Origin of the sequence: Breznakiella homolactica (assembly GCF_016616095.2) — a bacterium.
GTDB lineage: Bacteria > Spirochaetota > Spirochaetia > Treponematales > Breznakiellaceae > Breznakiella > Breznakiella homolactica.
In genome coordinates this window covers 2463488-2481350 of record NZ_CP067089.2, presented here as the reverse complement: position 1 = coordinate 2481350, position 17863 = coordinate 2463488, and the positions used below count along the sequence as shown (strand labels likewise).

General features: G+C 54.3%; 18 protein-coding genes and 1 tRNA gene. 13 read left to right on the top strand and 6 right to left on the bottom strand.

Annotated features, from left to right (window positions below; all coding sequences use genetic code 11):
- Nucleotides 1-13 precede the first annotated feature (13 nt).
- Together JFL75_RS11220 and JFL75_RS11215 are read left to right on the top strand one after the other, a co-directional pair.
- On the top strand, nucleotides 14-565 hold the full coding sequence (locus tag JFL75_RS11220; protein WP_215626781.1) for a chromate transporter: 552 nt from the start codon (nucleotides 14-16) through the stop codon (nucleotides 563-565).
- Nucleotides 562-1113: a chromate transporter gene (locus tag JFL75_RS11215; protein ID WP_215626780.1), complete on the top strand. Its 552-nt coding sequence runs from the start codon at nucleotides 562-564 to the stop codon at nucleotides 1111-1113. Before JFL75_RS11220 ends, JFL75_RS11215 begins: the two co-directional genes overlap by 4 nt.
- A gap of 39 nt (nucleotides 1114-1152) precedes the next feature.
- On the opposite strand, the gene JFL75_RS11210 is transcribed toward JFL75_RS11215, so the two are convergent.
- Genes JFL75_RS11210 through JFL75_RS11195 form a run of 4 tightly spaced genes read right to left on the bottom strand, consistent with a single transcriptional unit; the run spans nucleotide 1153 to nucleotide 4018 of the window.
- A complete protein-coding gene (locus tag JFL75_RS11210; RefSeq protein ID WP_215626779.1) occupies nucleotides 1153-1554 on the bottom strand; it encodes an acyl-CoA thioesterase in 402 nt (133 codons plus the stop codon).
- A gap of 53 nt (nucleotides 1555-1607) precedes the next feature.
- Nucleotides 1608-2132: a 3-isopropylmalate dehydratase small subunit gene (locus tag JFL75_RS11205; RefSeq protein ID WP_215626778.1), complete on the bottom strand. Its 525-nt coding sequence runs from the start codon at nucleotides 2130-2132 to the stop codon at nucleotides 1608-1610.
- Nucleotides 2133-2144: 12 nt separating this feature from the next.
- Nucleotides 2145-3437, bottom strand: coding sequence for a 3-isopropylmalate dehydratase large subunit (locus JFL75_RS11200; protein WP_215626777.1), 1293 nt, complete (start codon nucleotides 3435-3437; stop codon nucleotides 2145-2147).
- Nucleotides 3438-3439: 2 nt separating this feature from the next.
- Nucleotides 3440-4018 (bottom strand): helix-turn-helix domain-containing protein, encoded by a 579-nt coding sequence (locus JFL75_RS11195; RefSeq protein WP_215626776.1) that lies wholly within the window; start codon nucleotides 4016-4018, stop codon nucleotides 3440-3442.
- A 181-nt stretch (nucleotides 4019-4199) separates the two neighbouring features.
- Here JFL75_RS11195 and JFL75_RS11190 point away from each other — a divergent pair, with 181 nt between their 5' ends.
- From JFL75_RS11190 to JFL75_RS11140, 11 genes are all read left to right on the top strand, one after another.
- The gene (locus JFL75_RS11190) at nucleotides 4200-5879 is read left to right on the top strand and encodes a 2-oxoacid:acceptor oxidoreductase subunit alpha (protein WP_215626775.1); all 1680 of its coding nucleotides are present in this window, start codon (nucleotides 4200-4202) and stop codon (nucleotides 5877-5879) included.
- Between the two features lie 11 nt (nucleotides 5880-5890).
- A complete protein-coding gene (locus JFL75_RS11185) occupies nucleotides 5891-6739 on the top strand; it encodes a thiamine pyrophosphate-dependent enzyme (protein ID WP_215626774.1) in 849 nt (282 codons plus the stop codon).
- 295 nt (nucleotides 6740-7034) lie between these two features.
- Complete coding sequence (locus tag JFL75_RS11180) at nucleotides 7035-7649, top strand: Crp/Fnr family transcriptional regulator (RefSeq protein ID WP_215626773.1); 615 nt, start codon at nucleotides 7035-7037, stop codon at nucleotides 7647-7649.
- 27 nt (nucleotides 7650-7676) lie between these two features.
- Entirely contained in the window at nucleotides 7677-9128 is a 1452-nt protein-coding gene (locus JFL75_RS11175; RefSeq protein WP_215626772.1) for a TolC family protein, read from the top strand.
- Nucleotides 9125-10111: an efflux RND transporter periplasmic adaptor subunit gene (locus tag JFL75_RS11170; protein ID WP_215626771.1), complete on the top strand. Its 987-nt coding sequence runs from the start codon at nucleotides 9125-9127 to the stop codon at nucleotides 10109-10111. Before JFL75_RS11175 ends, JFL75_RS11170 begins: the two co-directional genes overlap by 4 nt.
- A 6-nt stretch (nucleotides 10112-10117) precedes the next feature.
- Nucleotides 10118-10810: an ABC transporter ATP-binding protein gene (locus tag JFL75_RS11165; RefSeq protein WP_215626770.1), complete on the top strand. Its 693-nt coding sequence runs from the start codon at nucleotides 10118-10120 to the stop codon at nucleotides 10808-10810.
- Complete coding sequence (locus JFL75_RS11160; protein ID WP_215626769.1) at nucleotides 10803-11999, top strand: ABC transporter permease; 1197 nt, start codon at nucleotides 10803-10805, stop codon at nucleotides 11997-11999. The genes JFL75_RS11165 and JFL75_RS11160 overlap by 8 nt, the downstream gene beginning before the upstream one ends.
- A gap of 475 nt (nucleotides 12000-12474) precedes the next feature.
- Nucleotides 12475-13179, top strand: a complete 705-nt coding sequence (locus tag JFL75_RS11155; RefSeq protein WP_223292623.1) for a M15 family metallopeptidase — start codon at nucleotides 12475-12477, stop codon at nucleotides 13177-13179.
- 137 nt (nucleotides 13180-13316) lie between these two features.
- A complete protein-coding gene (locus JFL75_RS11150) occupies nucleotides 13317-13667 on the top strand; it encodes an ArsR/SmtB family transcription factor (protein WP_215626767.1) in 351 nt (116 codons plus the stop codon).
- Nucleotides 13667-15745, top strand: a complete 2079-nt coding sequence (locus JFL75_RS11145) for a heavy metal translocating P-type ATPase (protein ID WP_215626766.1) — start codon at nucleotides 13667-13669, stop codon at nucleotides 15743-15745. Before JFL75_RS11150 ends, JFL75_RS11145 begins: the two co-directional genes overlap by 1 nt.
- Nucleotides 15746-15878: 133 nt before the next feature.
- Nucleotides 15879-16100, top strand: coding sequence for a hypothetical protein (locus tag JFL75_RS11140; protein ID WP_215626765.1), 222 nt, complete (start codon nucleotides 15879-15881; stop codon nucleotides 16098-16100).
- 240 nt (nucleotides 16101-16340) lie between these two features.
- Here the strand turns inward: JFL75_RS11140 and JFL75_RS11135 are convergent.
- Both JFL75_RS11135 and JFL75_RS11130 read right to left on the bottom strand, forming a co-directional pair.
- Nucleotides 16341-16423: transfer RNA gene (locus tag JFL75_RS11135), tRNA-Leu, on the bottom strand.
- 39 nt (nucleotides 16424-16462) lie between these two features.
- A complete protein-coding gene (locus tag JFL75_RS11130; protein ID WP_215626764.1) occupies nucleotides 16463-17803 on the bottom strand; it encodes a DUF1015 domain-containing protein in 1341 nt (446 codons plus the stop codon).
- Nucleotides 17804-17863: the final 60 nt, after the last annotated feature.

Genomic DNA, 17863 nt, shown 5'->3' with positions numbered 1-17863 from the left:
ACAAAGGTTAGCTGTGAAGGATTATTTCGATCTTATCTGGACATTTTTCAAAATGGGCTGCGTAACCTTTGGCGGCGGTTACGCCATGCTTCCGATTATTGAGCGTGAATTGGTGGTAAAGAAACAATGGGCCACCATGGATGAGGTGATGGATTATTTTGCCGTGGGCCAGGTGACCCCGGGCATTATCGCCGTTAATGTCGCTACCTTTATCGGGTACAAGCGGAAGGGTAATCTCGGCGGTATTCTGACAACCCTGGGTTTTGTTCTTCCTTCACTCATTATCATAACAATAATCGCCGCCTTTCTTCAGAATTTTTCCCATATTGAAATGATCCAGCATGTTCTGGCGGGAATCAGGGTCGCGGTGGGAGCTTTGATTCTCGATGCTGTGATTAAATTATTCCGTGGCGGGGTAAAGGATTTTAAAGCGGTTATCATATGTATCGCTGCTTTTGTACTTTCAGCTTTTTTTAAAACCTCACCGGTTTTAATCGTCCTAACAGCGGGTCTTGCGGGATTTCTGCTGTATTTTCCAAGAAAATCGAAGGAGCCAGAACAATGATACTGCTCCTTCTTTTTGCTGAATTCTTTAAAATCGGCTTATTTTCCATTGGGGGCGGGCTTGCGACCCTGCCGTTTCTGTATCAACTGGCGGATAAATATGACTGGCTCACGCCGGAAATAATTGTTGATATGATCGCGGTTTCCGAAGCGACCCCCGGTGCTATTGGTGTCAACATGGCAACGTATACTGGATACCAGTGTGCAGGCATCCCTGGCGCCGTGATCGCCACCCTGGGGCTTATTTGTCCATCTATTATTATTATTTTGATCGTCGCAAGAATCCTGCAGGCATTCAAGGAAAACCGGATAGTAAAGTCGGTTTTTTCCGGCCTCCGCCCTGCCGCAACCGGGCTTATCGCGGCGGCCGGGTTTGGGGTAATTACTCTGTCCCTGTATAATCCCTCATTTTCAGAGTGGTATGAAATTATCCGCTGGAAGGAGTGCCTGCTGTTTGCGGTTCTGTTTTTCCTGATTTATAAGTTCAAAAAACACCCTATTGTATATATTGTGGCCGCGGGAGTAGCGGGGGGTCTGGCAGGGCTGTAAAAACTAGTTACTCTGTCCCCAAAAAAACACACAAAAAAGTCATTCCGTAAAAAGATGTTCTTCCAGCAGTTTCCGTTTATCCTCAGGAATCGGGGTTGTCTTATTTTTCAGGAAGTCGAAATGCACCACCACGGCTTTGCCTTTTACGCAGAGCCGCCCTTCCTGCCATGCTTCATGGTAGGTGGTGAAGGATTTTGTTCCGATACGGTAAATCCACGTTCGTATTTCAACATCGTACTGGAAGAACAGCTGATCCGTAAAATCGTATTCCGTCCGGGCCATAATCAGGGGCCATGTTTCATGGGAAAGGTTTAAGTCCGGCCGGAAAATCCTGAATATGGGGTTCCGGGCTAATTCAAACCAGTTCCCCAGTACCGTATTATTGATATGCCCGAGGCCGTCCACGTCTCCGAAGCGGGGTGTAACTGTTGTCGCATACATAGAATATTCCTCATCTGTAGATGTAAAATATTTTCGGAATTCCTGCAATCCCTTCAGTAATGGCTCGCCGCGTATTCCACCCATCCGCCGGCTTCCACCAATGCCCGTTCAAAATCCTTCAATATAAATGGAACGGTTTTTTCATCGGTATCGGACGAAAAAGTCAGGGTGGTACTCCCGAGATCCACTGACAGCTTGGTATTTTGTCCCGCAAAAACCGCAAACAGCTCATCAAGGATTTCCGGCGGAAGTTCCGCGGCGATCATCCCGCAGTTATACATGTTCTGGCGGAAAATCCGGGCAAAACTTTCCCCGATTACAATATTGATTCCGTTTACTTCCAGGACCCACGGGGCGTGCTCCCGTGAACTGCCGCATCCGAAGTTGGCTCTGGTAAGAATGGCCGCTTTCCCCGGAATGTCGTTCCGGGGATCGAAGTCCCCCAGTTTAAGATCCTCCAGGATATACGGTTTCAGGGCTTCCTTTGAATTTTCCGTAAGGTACCGTGCCGGTATGATTTCATCGGTATTTATATCGTTTCTGTCCAGGAAAAGTACGGGACCGCCGAATTGTTTCATAACGTATGTCTCCTAAAGATCCTCAGGATTAGCAATTGAGCCGGCAACAGCGCTGGCCGCCGCGGACGCGGGGCTCATAAGGTGAACCATGCCGCCTTTGCCCATACGGCCGTAGAAATTCCTATTAGTTGTGGAAGCGCAGACTTCCCCTTCCGCGAGAACGCCGTTAGACATGCCGAGACAGGCTCCGCAGGTTGGATTGGTAATGCAGAAGCCGGCATCCATAAAAATCTGAATGAGGCCTTCCTCCAGCGCCTGGGCGTATACTGCCGGTGTTGCCGGGGCCAGAATAGCCCGGACGGAATCCGCCGCTTTTCGGCCTTTCAGAACCGCCGCCGCCGCACGGAGGTCTTCGATCCTGCCGTTTGTGCAGGATCCTATGTAAATCTGGTCCACCGGAGTTCCCGTAAGTTCGCGGATGGTTTTTACCTGGTCCGGTTTATATCCTATGGTTGCCGAAGGCTCCAGCCCGGAGCAGTCGATGTCAATTACCCGTTTGTATACCGCGTCCGCATCACTGTGCAATTTCCGGAAATCCGCCAGGGCTTCGTCCTTAGTTGTATATGCTCTGTCCCCATCAGGACCGATAAAAGGCCAGAGGTATTCCACCGTAACCATATCGGGCATACAGACCCCGCAGGTTCCGCCGGCCTCAACGGCCATATTGCACACGGTCATCCGGCCTTCCATACTCATGGCGTCAATCACCGGACCCCGGAACTCTATCACCGTGTCCGTAGCTCCGGAAACGGTCAGCTCGGAGATTACCTTGAGGATTACATCCTTCGGGCCAACTCCCTTCCGGAGGGAACCGGTAAGGTTGATACGGATGGTTTCCGGTTCCTTAAACGCGCAGACACCTTTAAGGATACCGACTTCCAGATCCGTCGTACCCACACCTGCGGCAAAGGCTCCGAAAGCGCCGTGGGTGCAGGTATGGCTGTCGCCCATGATTACCGTATAGCCGGGCCGTACAAAGCCTTTTTCCGGGAATATGGCGTGGCAGACGCCGTTTTTTCCAATATCAAAAAAATCCCTGATATTATGCCGCCGGGCCCAGTCCCGCAGAATTTTCCCCTGCTCCGCGGTTTTCGAATCCTTGGCGGGGGTTACGTGGTCAATGACCGCTTTTATTTTTCCCGGATCGAAAACCCTGTCCATATCCTTTGAAACAAGGTCATTGATAGCTATGGGTGTCGTAATTTCATGGCAGAAAACCGCGTCTAGTTTCAGGACCCAGGTCTCTCCGAAAGGTTTATCCACCACATGGGCGGCGAATATTTTTTCCGCAAGGGTTTTTCCCATTATCAGCCTCCATTTCCGATTTCACCCTTTGGGGGTGTTATAATCCAGAAGACCCGCAAGGGCGTATTTCCGGTATTGGATAGAATGTGGGGGGCATCGGCCCTGAAACTCGCAGAGTCTCCCGGGGACAGAGTAAATGTACTGTTCCCTACGGCCAGCTCCGCGGTCCCTTCCTGGACGATTCCCAGCTCCCAGCCGGGATGGCCGTATTCTTTGCCCCCGGTCTTTGCCCCCGGATCTATAGTTATATAGTAGGCTTCAATCCCTTCGTTTCCCGGGGAGGGGTTTTCCAGCTGGGCAAGACGTTCGTACAGTACCCCGGGCCTGGTAAAGGTTCCCCGCTGGGTGCTTCTGGTTATCCGGACCGACCGGTTCCGCCGGTAATCCGAAAATAGATATTCCAGATCGAGATCCAGGGCATCCGCCAGAGCGAGAAGAGTATCGATGGCCGGAGACACCCGGTTCCGTTCGATCTGGGATACCAGGCTCTCACTGACCCCGGCTTTATCGGCTACTTCCCGGAGGGTCAGCGCCCGGCGTTCCCTGACAGCGCGGATTTTTTCACCAAACCAGTACCGCATGGCTTCCTCTTAAATATAACTGTATTTTCTGTAGTATACTTAAAGTTATAAAGTTTGTCAATCTAAAGAAAAATATGCGATTTAGTTCTAATTGGGGACAGAGTAATTTGGTCCGAAAACTGGACCCGCGGCCGCGGCTGTTCTATACTTAAATAAAAGTTAAAAATACCAGGAGCTAAAAATGTTTAATGTCTTAATCGGCGGCGCCGCGGGTGATGGTATCGAGACCATGGCGGGCATATTGGAAAAAATACTGCTGCGGTCCGGGTTTTACCTTTTTTCCATGCGGGATTTTATGTCCCGGGTGAGGGGAGGTCATAATTTCGCCCTTATCCGTTTCGGAAACCAGCCGGTCAGCGCCCACCGGGATACCCTGGACGGGCTGGTCGTTTTTAATAAGGAATCATACTTCCTTCATAAAGACTGTCTCTCAAAAAACGCCTTTGTCCTTTGTGATAAAAGCCTTGATATTGCCGGCCGGAATTTCATAAAAATTGACGGCAAGAAACTTGCCAAAGAAGCGGGCAATCCCAAAAGCATCAGCACTGTCTATATTGGTGCCCTGCTCAAACTGTTCGGAATTTCCGATAAAGCCGCTGCATCGGTTCTGCAGGAAAAGCTCCCCCCGAAGATACTTGACGCCAATATTGCGGCGGCCAAAAAAGGGTACGCCGCCGCGGACCGCCGTTTTTCGGCAAAAGCCGGTACCACGAAGAATACCATGCTCCTGACCGGTTCCGACGCCATGGCCATGGGCGCTTTGGCGGGAAACATCCGTTTTTATTCTGCCTATCCCATGTCGCCGTCCACAACCCTGCTCGAATTTTTCTCCGCCCGGTCCGGGGCATTCCGGATTGGGGTTGAGCAGGCGGAAGATGAAATAGCCGCTGTCAACATGGCCCTGGGGGCGTCCTATACCGGGGCCAGGTCCATGGTGGGAACCTCCGGGGGCGGTTTCGCCCTGATGGTCGAAGCCCTGGGTTTTGCGGGAATTGCTGAAATTCCCATTGTGATTGCCGATATACAGCGTCCCGGACCTTCCACGGGCCTGCCGACCAGAACGGAACAGAGCGATCTCAGCTTTGTTATTTCCGCTTCCCAGGGTGAATTCCCCCGGATAGTGATTGCGGTGAAGGACCATGCCGACGCGTTCTACCAGACTGCCCGGGCCTTTTACCTGGCGGAAAAATACCAGGTTCCGGTGATACTCCTCAGCGACCAGTATCTCGCGGATTCAGCGGTTACCATTCCGCTCCTGGACACAAAAAAAGCGTCCAGGTACGGTGCTCCCGCGGCACGGAAACCGACCGCCACCGCCATGCAGGATTATCTTCGCTACAAACTGACCAAGAACGGCATTTCCCCTCTGGCGGCTCCGGGGAAAAGCGTCTCCGCCGTACGCGCCGACAGCGACGAACACGACGAACGGGGTGTTATCACCGAATCCGCGGAAGTACGGATCGCCATGACGGACAAACGAAACCGCAAGACCGCGGGAATCCGGACGGAACTGCAGGAGCCCGATTTTTTCGGCGACCAGGATGCGGAAGTGCTGCTTGTCGGGTTCGGTTCAACCGCCGGCGCCATTAAGGAAGCCGTTGAAATCCGCAACAAGCAGGGAAAGAAAAAAATCGGAGCCCTGTGCTTCAGTGATGTATACCCGCTCCCGGCGGAAAAGCTTCTGGAGCATTCCTCCAAAGTCAGGCAGATGGTCAATGTTGAACAGAACAGCACCGGTCAGCTCGCGAAGCTTATCCGCCAGGAAACCCTGCTGCCCTGTACCGGAAGCATTCTCAAATACGACGGCCGCCAGATTTCTCCGGATGAAATCCTTGACGGACTTAAACAATTAAAAATTTAAGGGACATAATTATGAAAAACAATACATTCTATTCCACCGAAACAGCCTGGTGTCCCGGATGCGGTAATTTCGCCATTCTGGAGACCCTGGTTTCCGTATTGAATTCGCTGAAAAAGGAACCCCGGGAAATTCTCCTGGTAGGCGGTATTGGTCAGGCGGCAAAGCTCAACCAGTACGTCAATGCCAACGGGTTTTCCGGCCTCCACGGCAGGGCTCTGCCGGCGGCGGTGGCGGCGAAAATCGCCAACGAGTCCCTTACGGTTATTGTGAATACCGGCGACGGTGATTCCTACGGTGAAGGGGGCAACCACTTTCTGCATAATATCCGGCGCAACGCGGATATCACCCATTTTGTGCACAACAATCAGATATACGGACTTACCAAAGGCCAGCCGTCTCCCACGTCCGCCGCCTGTTCGGATCTGCCATCGGCGGCCTGCAATATCAATAGTCCCCTTAACCCGCTGCTTCTTGCCCTGGCCGCGGGAGCAACCTTTGTGGCCCGTTCCTTCAGCGGTAACGAAGCACATCTCGCCCGTATTATGAAAGCCGCGGTTGCCCACAAAGGGTACGCCTTGGTGGATATTCTGCAGCCCTGTATCAGCTTTAATAAAGTAAATACCTTTGCCTACTACAATGAGCGGGTTTACGAATTGGAAAAAGATTACAAGCCTTCAAACCGGGAAAAAGCCATGCAGCGGTGTACGGAATGGGGCAAAAAAATCCCCATCGGGATATTCTACCAGGCTAAAGCCCCCACATTCCACGAGAGAAGGCCGGAGATTTTCAACGGAACGCCCCTTGTGGACCAGGCGGCAAAAGCCGGGGAACTGCCGAAACTGCTTAAAACCTTTCTGTAAATACCGCCGGCCCTGCGTTACTCTGTCCCCATCATCCGCTGTCCCCATCATCCGGGAACCCGAAGTGGGGGTGACGTAAGCCTTGACGCCACAGGCGGCAAGGCTGAAGTCAGGGGGAGCAGCCCTCCCGCGAAGGGGAATACAGAGCCGGTTAGGCCGGAAAGCACCCGTCCGTACTGGTAAACACGGGTGCTTTCCGGATTGAAAGAACCTGTGCTCCCCCTCCTAATTTCTTCAGAAGAACCACTTGCCGGGTGTATGGTTATACAGTATTGTTGATGTAGGTTTTAAAAGTATGACCATCAAAACGTTTGAAAAAGGCGAAATCATTTTCCGTGAGGGGGATCTCGGCGATCTCATGTATATCCTTCAGGAAGGAACCGTGGATCTCAAGAAAAAGGTTGAAAAGGGAGAGCTTGTTCTCAAAACCCTTACGAAACCGAGTGAGTTCTTCGGGGAAATGGCCCTGATCGACGGCAGACCCCGCTCGGCTTCCGCTGTGGCCGCTTCGGATACGAAGGTTATGGCCATCGACGGCGCTTCATTTGAGAAGATGATCCTGTCCAACGGAAAATTCGCCCTCAAAATAATCAAGATTCTCTCCGAACGGATACGGAATTCCAACCAGCAGGTGGAGGAACTGATCGAAACTTCCCCCCGTGAACGTATTATGATCGGCATGTCCAATTTCGCCCTCCGGGACGGAGAACGGCTGAAAAACGGCCACTACCTTGTACCGCTCCGGAATATCCGTATGTGGATCAACGGTCATCTGGGTATTCCCTTTGAGGAAATCGACCTTTGTCTCCAGCGGCTGCTTGCTACCCGGATCATTGCCTATGCGGGAACCAGCAGGGACCATCTTATTATCTCTGAACGGTTCGTCCGGGAATACCACCGCAGGGGCTGACGATCCCTTTCCGCGGGCAGTGCAATCATGGTTTTAAAAAAGAAGCCAATCTGTTTCTCCGCCGTACTGGGCGCGCTTGCCGCGCTGTTCCTGCCCGGAATTGTATGCGCTGAAGAAGGCGGTGATTACTATTCGCTTCTTTCCGGTTATCTCGAGCATGATGCCGCGCGGATTGCCCTTGTCCTGGAACATGAACAGGCCGCTCTGGAGCTGCGGAAGTATGAAACCGAAACCGGGATCAATTTTTCCCTTTTCAGCGGAGACTCGACGGTCCGGTTTTCCTCCGATGGTCCGGTGTTTTCTGTCAGACCGGGAATCGGGATTACCCTGCCGGGTAATGGGGACAGTTCGCTTAATGTTGAAGTCCCGGTACAGGCCGGAAGCGGGCGGACTACCCTGTATGGGGTGGACGCCCAGGTCAGAATGGGGATCATCACCCCCCGCCGGGAAAGCCACCGGGCGGCGCTTGCCGAACGGCAGCGCGGCTACCTTGAGGCCACCCGGAACCTGGAATACCGCACCGCCGCGGCGGAACAGGAATTCTGCCGGGCTGTACAGAATCTGCTTGCGTGCCGGAACACTATGCTGGAAGCCCAGAGTGAAGTGCTCACCGCCCGGTACGACCTTGATCAGAAACGGGCCGGCGGTTACAGCGCTTCCGGGATAATTCTGCGCACCGCGGAACTGAAACTCCGGACCAGGGAGCGGGAACTTCGGGAGGCGGAGCGGGTTTTTTCCGATGCCCTGGAGGACTTTGCCGCGGACTGCGGCGTCGCCTCGGCAGCTGTTCCGGGCAATATTCCCGGCGGGGAATTGCTTGACCTCGAAAGTTTTGATTCCCAATGGTATACTGAACTGGAGCAGGCCCGGTGGCGCCACGGCCTCAATACCCAGATCAGGGATTACCAGGACCGCCGGATCGGCCTGGACGGACTTGCGGGGTACACCTGGAATAATTACGCCACCGCCGTATCCGGAACCGGCGGAACTTCTTCGGTTAATGCCGGGCTTGGTTTTTCCGTGGCCGGGAGCAGCGTAACCGCGGGGATATCGGTTCCGGTGAATGGTCCCTTCGAGCCGTCCCTGACATTTTCCGTCATCTGGAAGCCGTCGTCCTGGACCATTGCGAATATTGAACGGCAGATACGGGATGTTACGGCCAGAAAGGAACGGGAAGCCATCTCCGACGCATTGCGGAATTACTCGGACCACATCACCGAATACGGGCGGAAGAAGCGTGACCTGGAATGGCAGAAAACGGTTTACGATGAAGAGGCTGAACTGTACCGCCTTAACGCTGAGGAAATGAAAACCTGGTTCGACCGGGGTATTATAAATGAAACGGATTATCTGGATGCCCGGACGGATTACCTTCTGGCGGTAAACCGGCTACTGTCCGCGCAGATTGACCGCAGACTGTACAACCTCGAAGTACAGGCCCTCTTTGTGCCCGAATCAGTCAGGGAGCATCTGGAATGAAAAAACGGAAAAAATCGAAGGCAGCGAAAATACTGGTTCCTCTGGCGGTTCTGATACTGATTGCCGCCGGATTCTTCGTTTACCGTTCCCGGAACTCAGGCGGCCGTGACATCCCGGCGATGAATTTTACCGTACGGTCCGAGCTGTACCGGGATGTCATAGAAATTACCGGAAACATTAAAGCCGCCCAGCAGCAGAACCTCCAGGCCGCCGGCGACGGCACCGTAGAGGCGGTCTATGTCCGGGAAGGCGACCGGGTAAAAAAAGGCGATATCCTTTTCCGCCTGGACGATTCCTCCGAAAGATACAACCTGGCAAACCACGATTTCCAGATGAACCAGGAACGGATCAACGGCGCATTGGGAAAGCTTGAACTTATGGAACAGCAGCGGGAAGTCCTGATAAAGAAGATCGAGGACCGGCGGATGACAGCGCTTTTTGACGGAATTATCGGGCAGCTCACCCTTACCGAAGGGGATTACGCCAAAGCCCAGGACAATTTCGGCTACCTCATCGACCGGAGTTACCTCAAGGCAACCGTTGAGGTGGTTGAGACCGACGCGTCGCGCCTCAAAGCCGGCCAGCGGGTGACGCTGACTTTTCCCGCGTATCCCGATCTGCATGTGGAGGCAAAGGTTCTGTCGTTTCCCGCGGTGGGACGCATAACCACCCGGGGAACCACGGTGCTCGATACGGAGATCCGGATTGACAATCCCCCGGCGGAGATCCTGCCGGGTTATTCCTTTGACGGGGAAATAATCAGCGGGGAAGAGGAAGAAATCATTATGGTTGAAGCCGCCGCGATCGCGTACGAGGGCGGTCAGGCGTATGCCGAAAAAACAGACGGGGAAACGGTTCTGCGGGCTGATGTCGAAGTCGTTCCCTACGGCCGGGATATGGTCCGGATTCTTTCCGGGCTGAACCCCGGGGATACGGTCAAGATGCAGACTGAAGGCGGCTTTTCCATGGGCCGCAGGCGGTAGCGTCTTATGCCGGAACCGGGGCCCCTTGTTTCTTTGCAGAATGTCCACAGGTACTACGCCATGGGTGATACGGAAGTCCGCGCCCTGGACGGAGTTTCCTTTACAATTGAAAAAGGTGAATTTGTGTCCATCATGGGACCCTCCGGTTCGGGAAAGTCCACCTGCATGAATATGATCGGCTGCCTTGACCGGCCGACCTCCGGGGAGATTCTCATCGGCGGAACGGGCACATCCCAGATGAACGAAACCGAACTGGCGGAGATCCGGAACGAAACCATCGGCTTTGTTTTTCAGCAGTATCATTTGATAGCTAATATGAACGTCCTTGAAAATGTTATGCTCCCCCTGCGGTACCAGGGGCTGCCTCTGCATGAACGCAGGCACAGGGCCCGGGAAGTTCTGGAGCGGATCGGCTTGGGTGACCGTATAAAGCATCTGCCCCATGAATTATCCGGCGGGCAGAAACAGCGGGTCGCCATTGCCCGGGCAACCGTAACGAAACCCGCCATAGTCCTCGCGGACGAACCCACCGGCGCCCTGGACAGTGAGACCGGCCAATCGGTGATTGACCTTTTCGGGGAGATCAACCGGGCCGGGACAACCATAATTATCGTGACCCATGATCCGGAAATCGGCGGCAGCGCCCGGCGGCGTATCCATATCCGGGACGGAAAAATTACGGAGGATGAGCGTGTTTGAGGATTTCATAAACGCCCTCCAGAATTTCAGAACCAACAAAATCCGGACCCTTCTGTCTCTCCTGGGCGTCATAATCGGTGTGGCGTCGGTTATAATGGTTACCACCATTGGCCTGAGCGCCACCGAGGATATCAAAAGTTCCTTTGGTTCAGCGGGGCTGGATCTGGTCCAGGTAATGCCCGGCTGGGATATGCGGCGCGCCAAGGAACTCGAGTTCGATGAAGCCTTCCGCAGGGAGCTCCTGGAAACAATTCCGGGGATCAGGAATCTTGTGTACAGCAATGAATTCGGCGGCCGTCTGAGGAATGACCAATTGGACCGGAACCTGGGGCTCAGTCTCAGGGCTGTGGAACCGCAGTATTTTCCCATGATGGGACTCAAGATGGATTACGGCCGCTTTTTTTCGGTTTCCGAACAGGTCATGGGTTCACAGAAAATAATACTCGGTACGGAAGCCGTGCGGTACCTGTTTCCCGAAGGCCGGGCGGCGGGGAAAACCGTGATGCTCCAGATGGACGGATACCAGCTGGGCTTTGAAGTTGTGGGGGTGCTCGAATATTCGGAATCCGTCGGCTTTGAAAGTCCCAACCAATGCGCCTTTATTCCCCGGACAACCTATACCCGGAAGATTAATCCCGATACAAAGGCCGGCAATATTCTGATCCAGGGAATTGACCAGGCCATAACCCCCCAAATCCAGCAGCAGGTGGAAGCCCTGGGCTTTGAGAAAACCGGGAACCCCCAGGCGGTATATGTGTTTTCCCTTCAGTCCATCCTGGATCAGTACAACCAGATTACCATGTCCATGAACCTCCTCCTGTCGGGGATCGCCGGTATTTCACTGCTGGTAGGGGGAATCGGCATTATGAATATCATGATTGTCACGGTAACCGAACGCAAACGGGAGATCGGCATCCGCAAAGCCCTCGGCGCAAGCCCCGGGGCAATCCGCATGCAGTTTCTTGTGGAATCCGCGACTCTGACACTCTTCGGCGGCGTTGTCGGCATTATTATCGGCCTTTTGCTGAGTTACGTGGTCATCGGTTTTTTCAATTGGGTTTTCGTGATCCAGTGGGGCATCTGTACGGTGGCGTTTCTGTTCTCCGCGGTGGTGGGGATATTTTTCGGCCTCCATCCCGCTATCCGCGCCGCCAAACTCGATCCCGTAGAAGCCCTCGCGGGGGAGTAAACCGCATTATAACTCGCATCCCCCATCCCCGGAATCGTCCTCCACCACCCAGTTCCCCAATAAAGCAGGATGCCTGCATTACCGTACAGGCCGGCACAGAAGCATGGTGCGAAAAGGTACCGCGGGGTGCCGGGATGCTATGGGGTATGAGCGACTTTCGAGGCCGAAGGCCGACGAGGAGCCATACCCCATAGCATCCCGGCAGGACCCCCGGACCTGGTATCCCCATGCTTCTGTGCCGGGTAAAACTTATTACGCAGGCACTCTGACCCGAACCCTGGATATTCTTCTTAAATTGCTGCATAATTTCCGTATGAAGTTTTTTGCCTCCGCCACCCATTTCGTGTCTGTGCTGGTATGTGTATTGCTGCTATGCCTTTTTTCATGCTCCCGGGCCGGATCGCAGCCTCAGCCGTCCCCGGGAAGTACCGGCCCTGTTCCGGCGGAACCGGAAAATCCCGGGCCGGATCCGGAAATGGTTTTTAACGATCACCTGCAGCGTATTCTCGAAGCCGCTGCCATTCCCGGGGCGCTTGCCCGGTCGGTGATGGATGAGGCCGCCGCAGGACCTTCATTTATCCTCGATCTCCTTACCGCTATTGAAGGTGATCCCTATTTGTGGATCCTGGTAGACAAAAAACACGCCCTCCCTCCGGGCTATGAGCCTGATGATCTTGTGGAATTAACCGGACCTTCGTATCTGGTAAACCGCAAAGGCCTCCTGCTCCGAAGCCCCGCCGCCGAATCCCTGGAAGAAATGGCCGCCGCCGCCCGGGCAGAGGGGGTTACCCTGATAGCCTCTTCAACCTACCGTTCATATACCTACCAGGAAGAAGTCTATGCCCGGAACGTCAGGCAGTCCGGCCAGGAAACCGCGGACCGGGAATCAGCCCGTCCGGGCCACAGCCAGCACCAGCTCGGCCTGGTGGTGGACTTCGGTTCGATTGACGATTCCTTTGCGGTGACCAAAGCCGGCCGCTGGATGGTTGACAATGCCGGCCGTTTCGGATGGTCAATCTCGTTTCCGCAAGGTTATGAGGCTGTTACGGGGTACCGCTGGGAAAGCTGGCATTACCGGTATGTCGGCCGGGAGCTCAATTACTTTATCGATACGTATTTCGGCGGCATCCAGCAGTATGCCCTTCAGTTTCTCCACGAGTGGACCCAGGCGGAACTCTGACCCCTGAATTCCTCAAAAAACTTTCCTCATTTTTTCATTTGAATATCTGTTCAAGTATTGACAGAAATATAAAGCCGCGGTATATTGTAATTATCATTTGAATGTTTGTTCAAATATTCAAATGAATTGGAGGATTAATGGGTACACCGAAACCGGCAGTGGTATTTCATCAGGATATGGTTGACCAGGCGGCTGAAAACCTTCCGCCGCAGGAAGGCCTCAATAATTTGGCGGAATTTTTTAAGGTTCTTACCGATCCTTCACGGCTCAAGATACTCTACGCCCTGCGGACGGGAGAACTGTGTGTATTTGATTTATCGGTGACCATCGGGGCAAGTGTTTCCTCGGTAAGCCACCATCTGTCCGCGCTCAAACGGGTGCGGCTGGTTAAGTACCGGCGGGAAGGCCGGATAATCTATTATTCCCTGGATGATGATCACGTTAATTCAATCATCAAATTCGCCTGGGATCACTTGGGAGAAGAATAATGAAAAATATAAATGCCGAAACCGGCAATGCCGTATGCAGCTGTTCGGATCATAATCACGGCCACAGCCAGGAACATCCTCATGGTCAAACCGAAAAAAATGACAACGATGGACATGACTGCGCGGCCTGCGCTGCGCTGCACAGCCCCCGAAAGACTGCCGCGGCTGCCGAAACCGGGCGGTATATCCGGTTTGGTTCATACGCGCTTCCCGTAAAACGGGTGGCCGTATTCGGCGGCGCGCTCCTCCTCTGGATCGCCGGTATAATTATCGGAAGACTCGATCTCGCTGCCCGCACCGGAATTGGGTTCCTGGCGTACCTGCCGCTTGTTCCCTTTCTCGCTTCCTACGCGCTGGCGGGGATTCCGGTTTTAAAGAATGCCTTTATCAATTTAAAACGGAAAAATCCCCTGGATGAGAATTTTCTCATGGCTATCGCCACGATTGGCGCCTTCGCTATCGGGGAATGGACTGAAGCCGTGGGGGTTATGATTTTTTATATGATCGGGGAGCTCATCCAGGAGGCGGCGGTGCTCCGCTCCAGGCGTTCCATTGACGCGCTCCTTGCCCTCAAGCCTGATACGGCCCGGGTTAAGATCGGAGATAGCTGGCAGGAAACATCCGCCGACAGTGTAATTCCCGGAGCTTTCGTCCTGGTGCGCCCGGGGGAGCGTATCCCCCTGGACGGTATTCTTGAGGAAGGGGCCGGTTCCGTGGATGCGTCCATGCTTACCGGCGAATCCCGGCCTGTTATGGTCAGGCCCGGCGACGAAGTCCGGTCGGGTACCGTATCGGTGGATGGTGTCCTGACTGTGCGGACCACCAAAAGCGCCGAAAATTCCTCGGCGGCGAAAATCATTGAACTGGTGGAATCCGCGAGCCAGGCAAAAGCAAAACCGGAACGGTTTATTTCGGCGTTTGCCAAATGGTATACACCCCTGGTAGTTGGTATCGCGGTTATACTCGCGGTGGTTCCGCCACTGGTAATCCCCGGCGCTCTTTTTTCGGACTGGCTGTACCGGGCGCTAATCCTGCTGGTTATTTCATGTCCCTGTGCCCTGGTGGTAAGCGTACCCTTGGGGTATTTTGCGGGAATCGGCGGTATGTCCCGGCGGGGTATCATGGTCAAGGGCGCGGTTCATCTCGATTCCCTTAAAAACGCCCAGTATGTGGCCTTTGACAAGACCGGGACCCTGACCAAGGGGAAATTTTCCATCGCGTCTATTGAACCGGCTCAGGGGGTGAGCGAACAGGATCTTCTGGAAACCGCTGTCCTGGCGGAAGGCGAGTCGAACCATCCCATTGCCCAGGCCATCCTCAGCGGCGGCAGGGAAAGGGGCATAAGCCTTTCTCCGCAGGCCGGAATACAGTACCGTGAAATAGCCGGCCGCGGACTGGAAGTCCGTTCGGGAGATACGGCGATTCTCGCGGGGAACCGGGCTTTGCTCGAGGAATCCGGCATTGCCGCGGTTAAGTCTGATGGAGAAGCAACGACCTATACTTCGGTGTATGTCGCCCGGGACGGAAAATATCTCGGCCGCATACTTATCGGGGATACGATTAAGGAAGGCGCCCGGGAAGCTCTGGAGGAGCTCAAGGCCCTGGGAATCCGCCAGACCGTAATGTTTACCGGAGACAGCCGCGGAACAGCGGAGGCGGTTGCCGCAGAGCTTGGTATCGATAAGGTCGAAGCGGAGCTGCTCCCGGAAGACAAGCTTATTGGGATCGAATCCCTTGCCAAGGAAGGAACCACGGTTTTCGTGGGAGACGGCATCAATGACGCGCCGGTTCTGGCCCGGGCCGATGTGGGGATTGCCATGGGTTCCGGCGCGGACGTGGCGGTTGAAGCGGCGGATGTGATAATCATGACCGATGACCCCCGGCGTGTGTCCGAAGCGGTGGTGCGGTCCCGGAAAACCCGGCGGATCGTAATCGGCAATGTGGTTTTTGCCCTGGCTGCCAAGGCTCTCTTTATAATCCTTGCGGCGTTTGGTATGGCGAATATGTGGATGGCCCTTTTTGCCGATGTAGGCGTGGCGGTCATCGCGATTGTGAATTCGACCAGGGCGCTCCGGTAAAAAAAAGCACTGAAAATCTGCCGCCGGCTAAAAACCGGCGGCTTTTTATTTCCGGACAGCCCGTTATTGACAATCCGCGGGTAAAAGGTTTTTATGTACCGTAAAATAAATAATAGGACGGAACCAATACCAGATGGAAGCTCTTATCCCCATTGTTTCAGTACTGACCCTTTTTATAGGACTGCCGGGCATTATTTTTATGTATAAATATAAAAGCAAAAAAAATCAGCTCGATCTGGAAAAGCTGGAGCATCAGAAGGACATCCTTGAACTGGAAATTGAAAAAGAGAAACTGCAGCTTAAGGTTCTTGAAGAGGAAAACCGGAAACTGGACCGCCAGATAACCGAAAAATAATGACTGGTTAACACTGACGGATCATATTTTTTCGGGCACAAGCCGCACCGCAAACGGGAAGCACCGAGCCGGTTAAGCCGGAACGTATCCGGGTAATAATGGTAACATCGGGTGCCGTACAAAAACGGGAATGAGCGACTTTCGAGGCCGAAGGCCGCTGAGGAGCCATTCCCGTTTTTGTACGGCAGGCCCCGCAGCATTGTAAACACGGATACTTTCCGGCTTGAAAGACTCTGTGATTACCGGCGATCGGACTTGAACCGATACGACCTCGCGGTCAGTAGATTTTGAGTCTACCGTGTCTGCCATTTCACCACGCCGGCATGACGGAAAACCTGGACCGGGTTTCCGGTTCGTTGATTCTAACTGAAAAGCCGCCGGCATTCAAGGTAGAACCGCTTCTCAGCGGCTTCCCCCATGGAAAAACTTTTCCTTGGCAGGGGGCCCGAACGTGCTACCGTCCGGAAGAGGTCTTCCTTTTTTATGGGAGGCAGGAGAATCCCCACGGCTTCCCGCGGCTTCTCCCGGCTGATTCTGAATATTTCTTCCGCGCCGTGGATGTAATCGATGGAACGGCCCGGAGCCGCGGCGATAAACCCATCCAGCAGCGGCTGCAGCGCGTCGGTGGCAATACCCGGGGCATCCGATTCGAGAAGCACGCATTGGTCTCCGGAGACCAGGCCGTAACGGTTTTTCCCGGAACTGCCGTCCCCAATGAGGCGGGCCAGTTCCTCCCGGCTTCCGGCGGGCCGGACCGCCAAGCCGGGCAGCGCGGAAAGCGTTTCGGTTACTTCGGGCAGATCCGCGCCGAAAATAACGCGGTGAATCGGTTCAAAGGTTATGCCCGGATCGTAGATGTTTTCTATTTCCGCCAGGGCATACCGGGCAGGATGTTCCATGAGCCCCGGTTCCCCGGCGTGGGCTTTCTTGTATTCCTCCCATACGGCCTTTGCGGTGGCCAGGGAGTGGTTGCCGTCCCCGACCGCGAACAGAAACGGAACGCTGCCGTCCGTACCGTACCGGGAATTCGCGGTTTCAGCGAGGTTCTCAAGCCCATCCGCCAGGACGCTCCAATCCTCTTCGCGTTTCAGCGGCCAGCCGGTAATGCCGCCGGATTCCATCATCAGCGGCCCCGAATAGAGGGGAGGGGCTTTTTTTGCCCGCGCCCCCAGGGTCTTCAGGATCGTATCTCCGGCATCGTCGATGAGCAGGATTACATGGGGAGATTCCATGGGCGCTCCCCGGCGGATAGCCACCCGCGGAGGGATACGTTCGGGAACCGTTCCTTCGGTGGAACGGATGAGCGGCCTCGATTCCGGGGCCCAGTCGTACTGTTCAAGGTCCACCGCCGCGATTATACCCTTTCTGCAGGGGGTGTAGGGGGTGCTTCGTTCAATATAAATGAATCCCCGGAAAGGCGGGGCGAACACCCCTTCCCGGATATACCCATCCATCGATCGGTGGATATCCCGTATCCGTTCCTCCCGGCTGCCGTCTTCCAGATAAATTTCCGGGAAAATCAGGTTGATTGTGGAAGGATTTTCCCCCGCGTGCCGGGCTGCCTGTTCCCAATAACGGCGATCCTGGGTAAACTGGTCGCAGGCAATTACCGACCAGACCCCGAGGGGAATTTCCTCTTTGGGGATCAGTATTTCCGGTACTGCCGTGCCAAACCCGGCAAGGCGTTCATAAACAGTTGGCATGGTTCATTCCTTTCGGACCAGTATGGTACGGAGGGCTGTATCCAGTCAATGCGGGTCGGA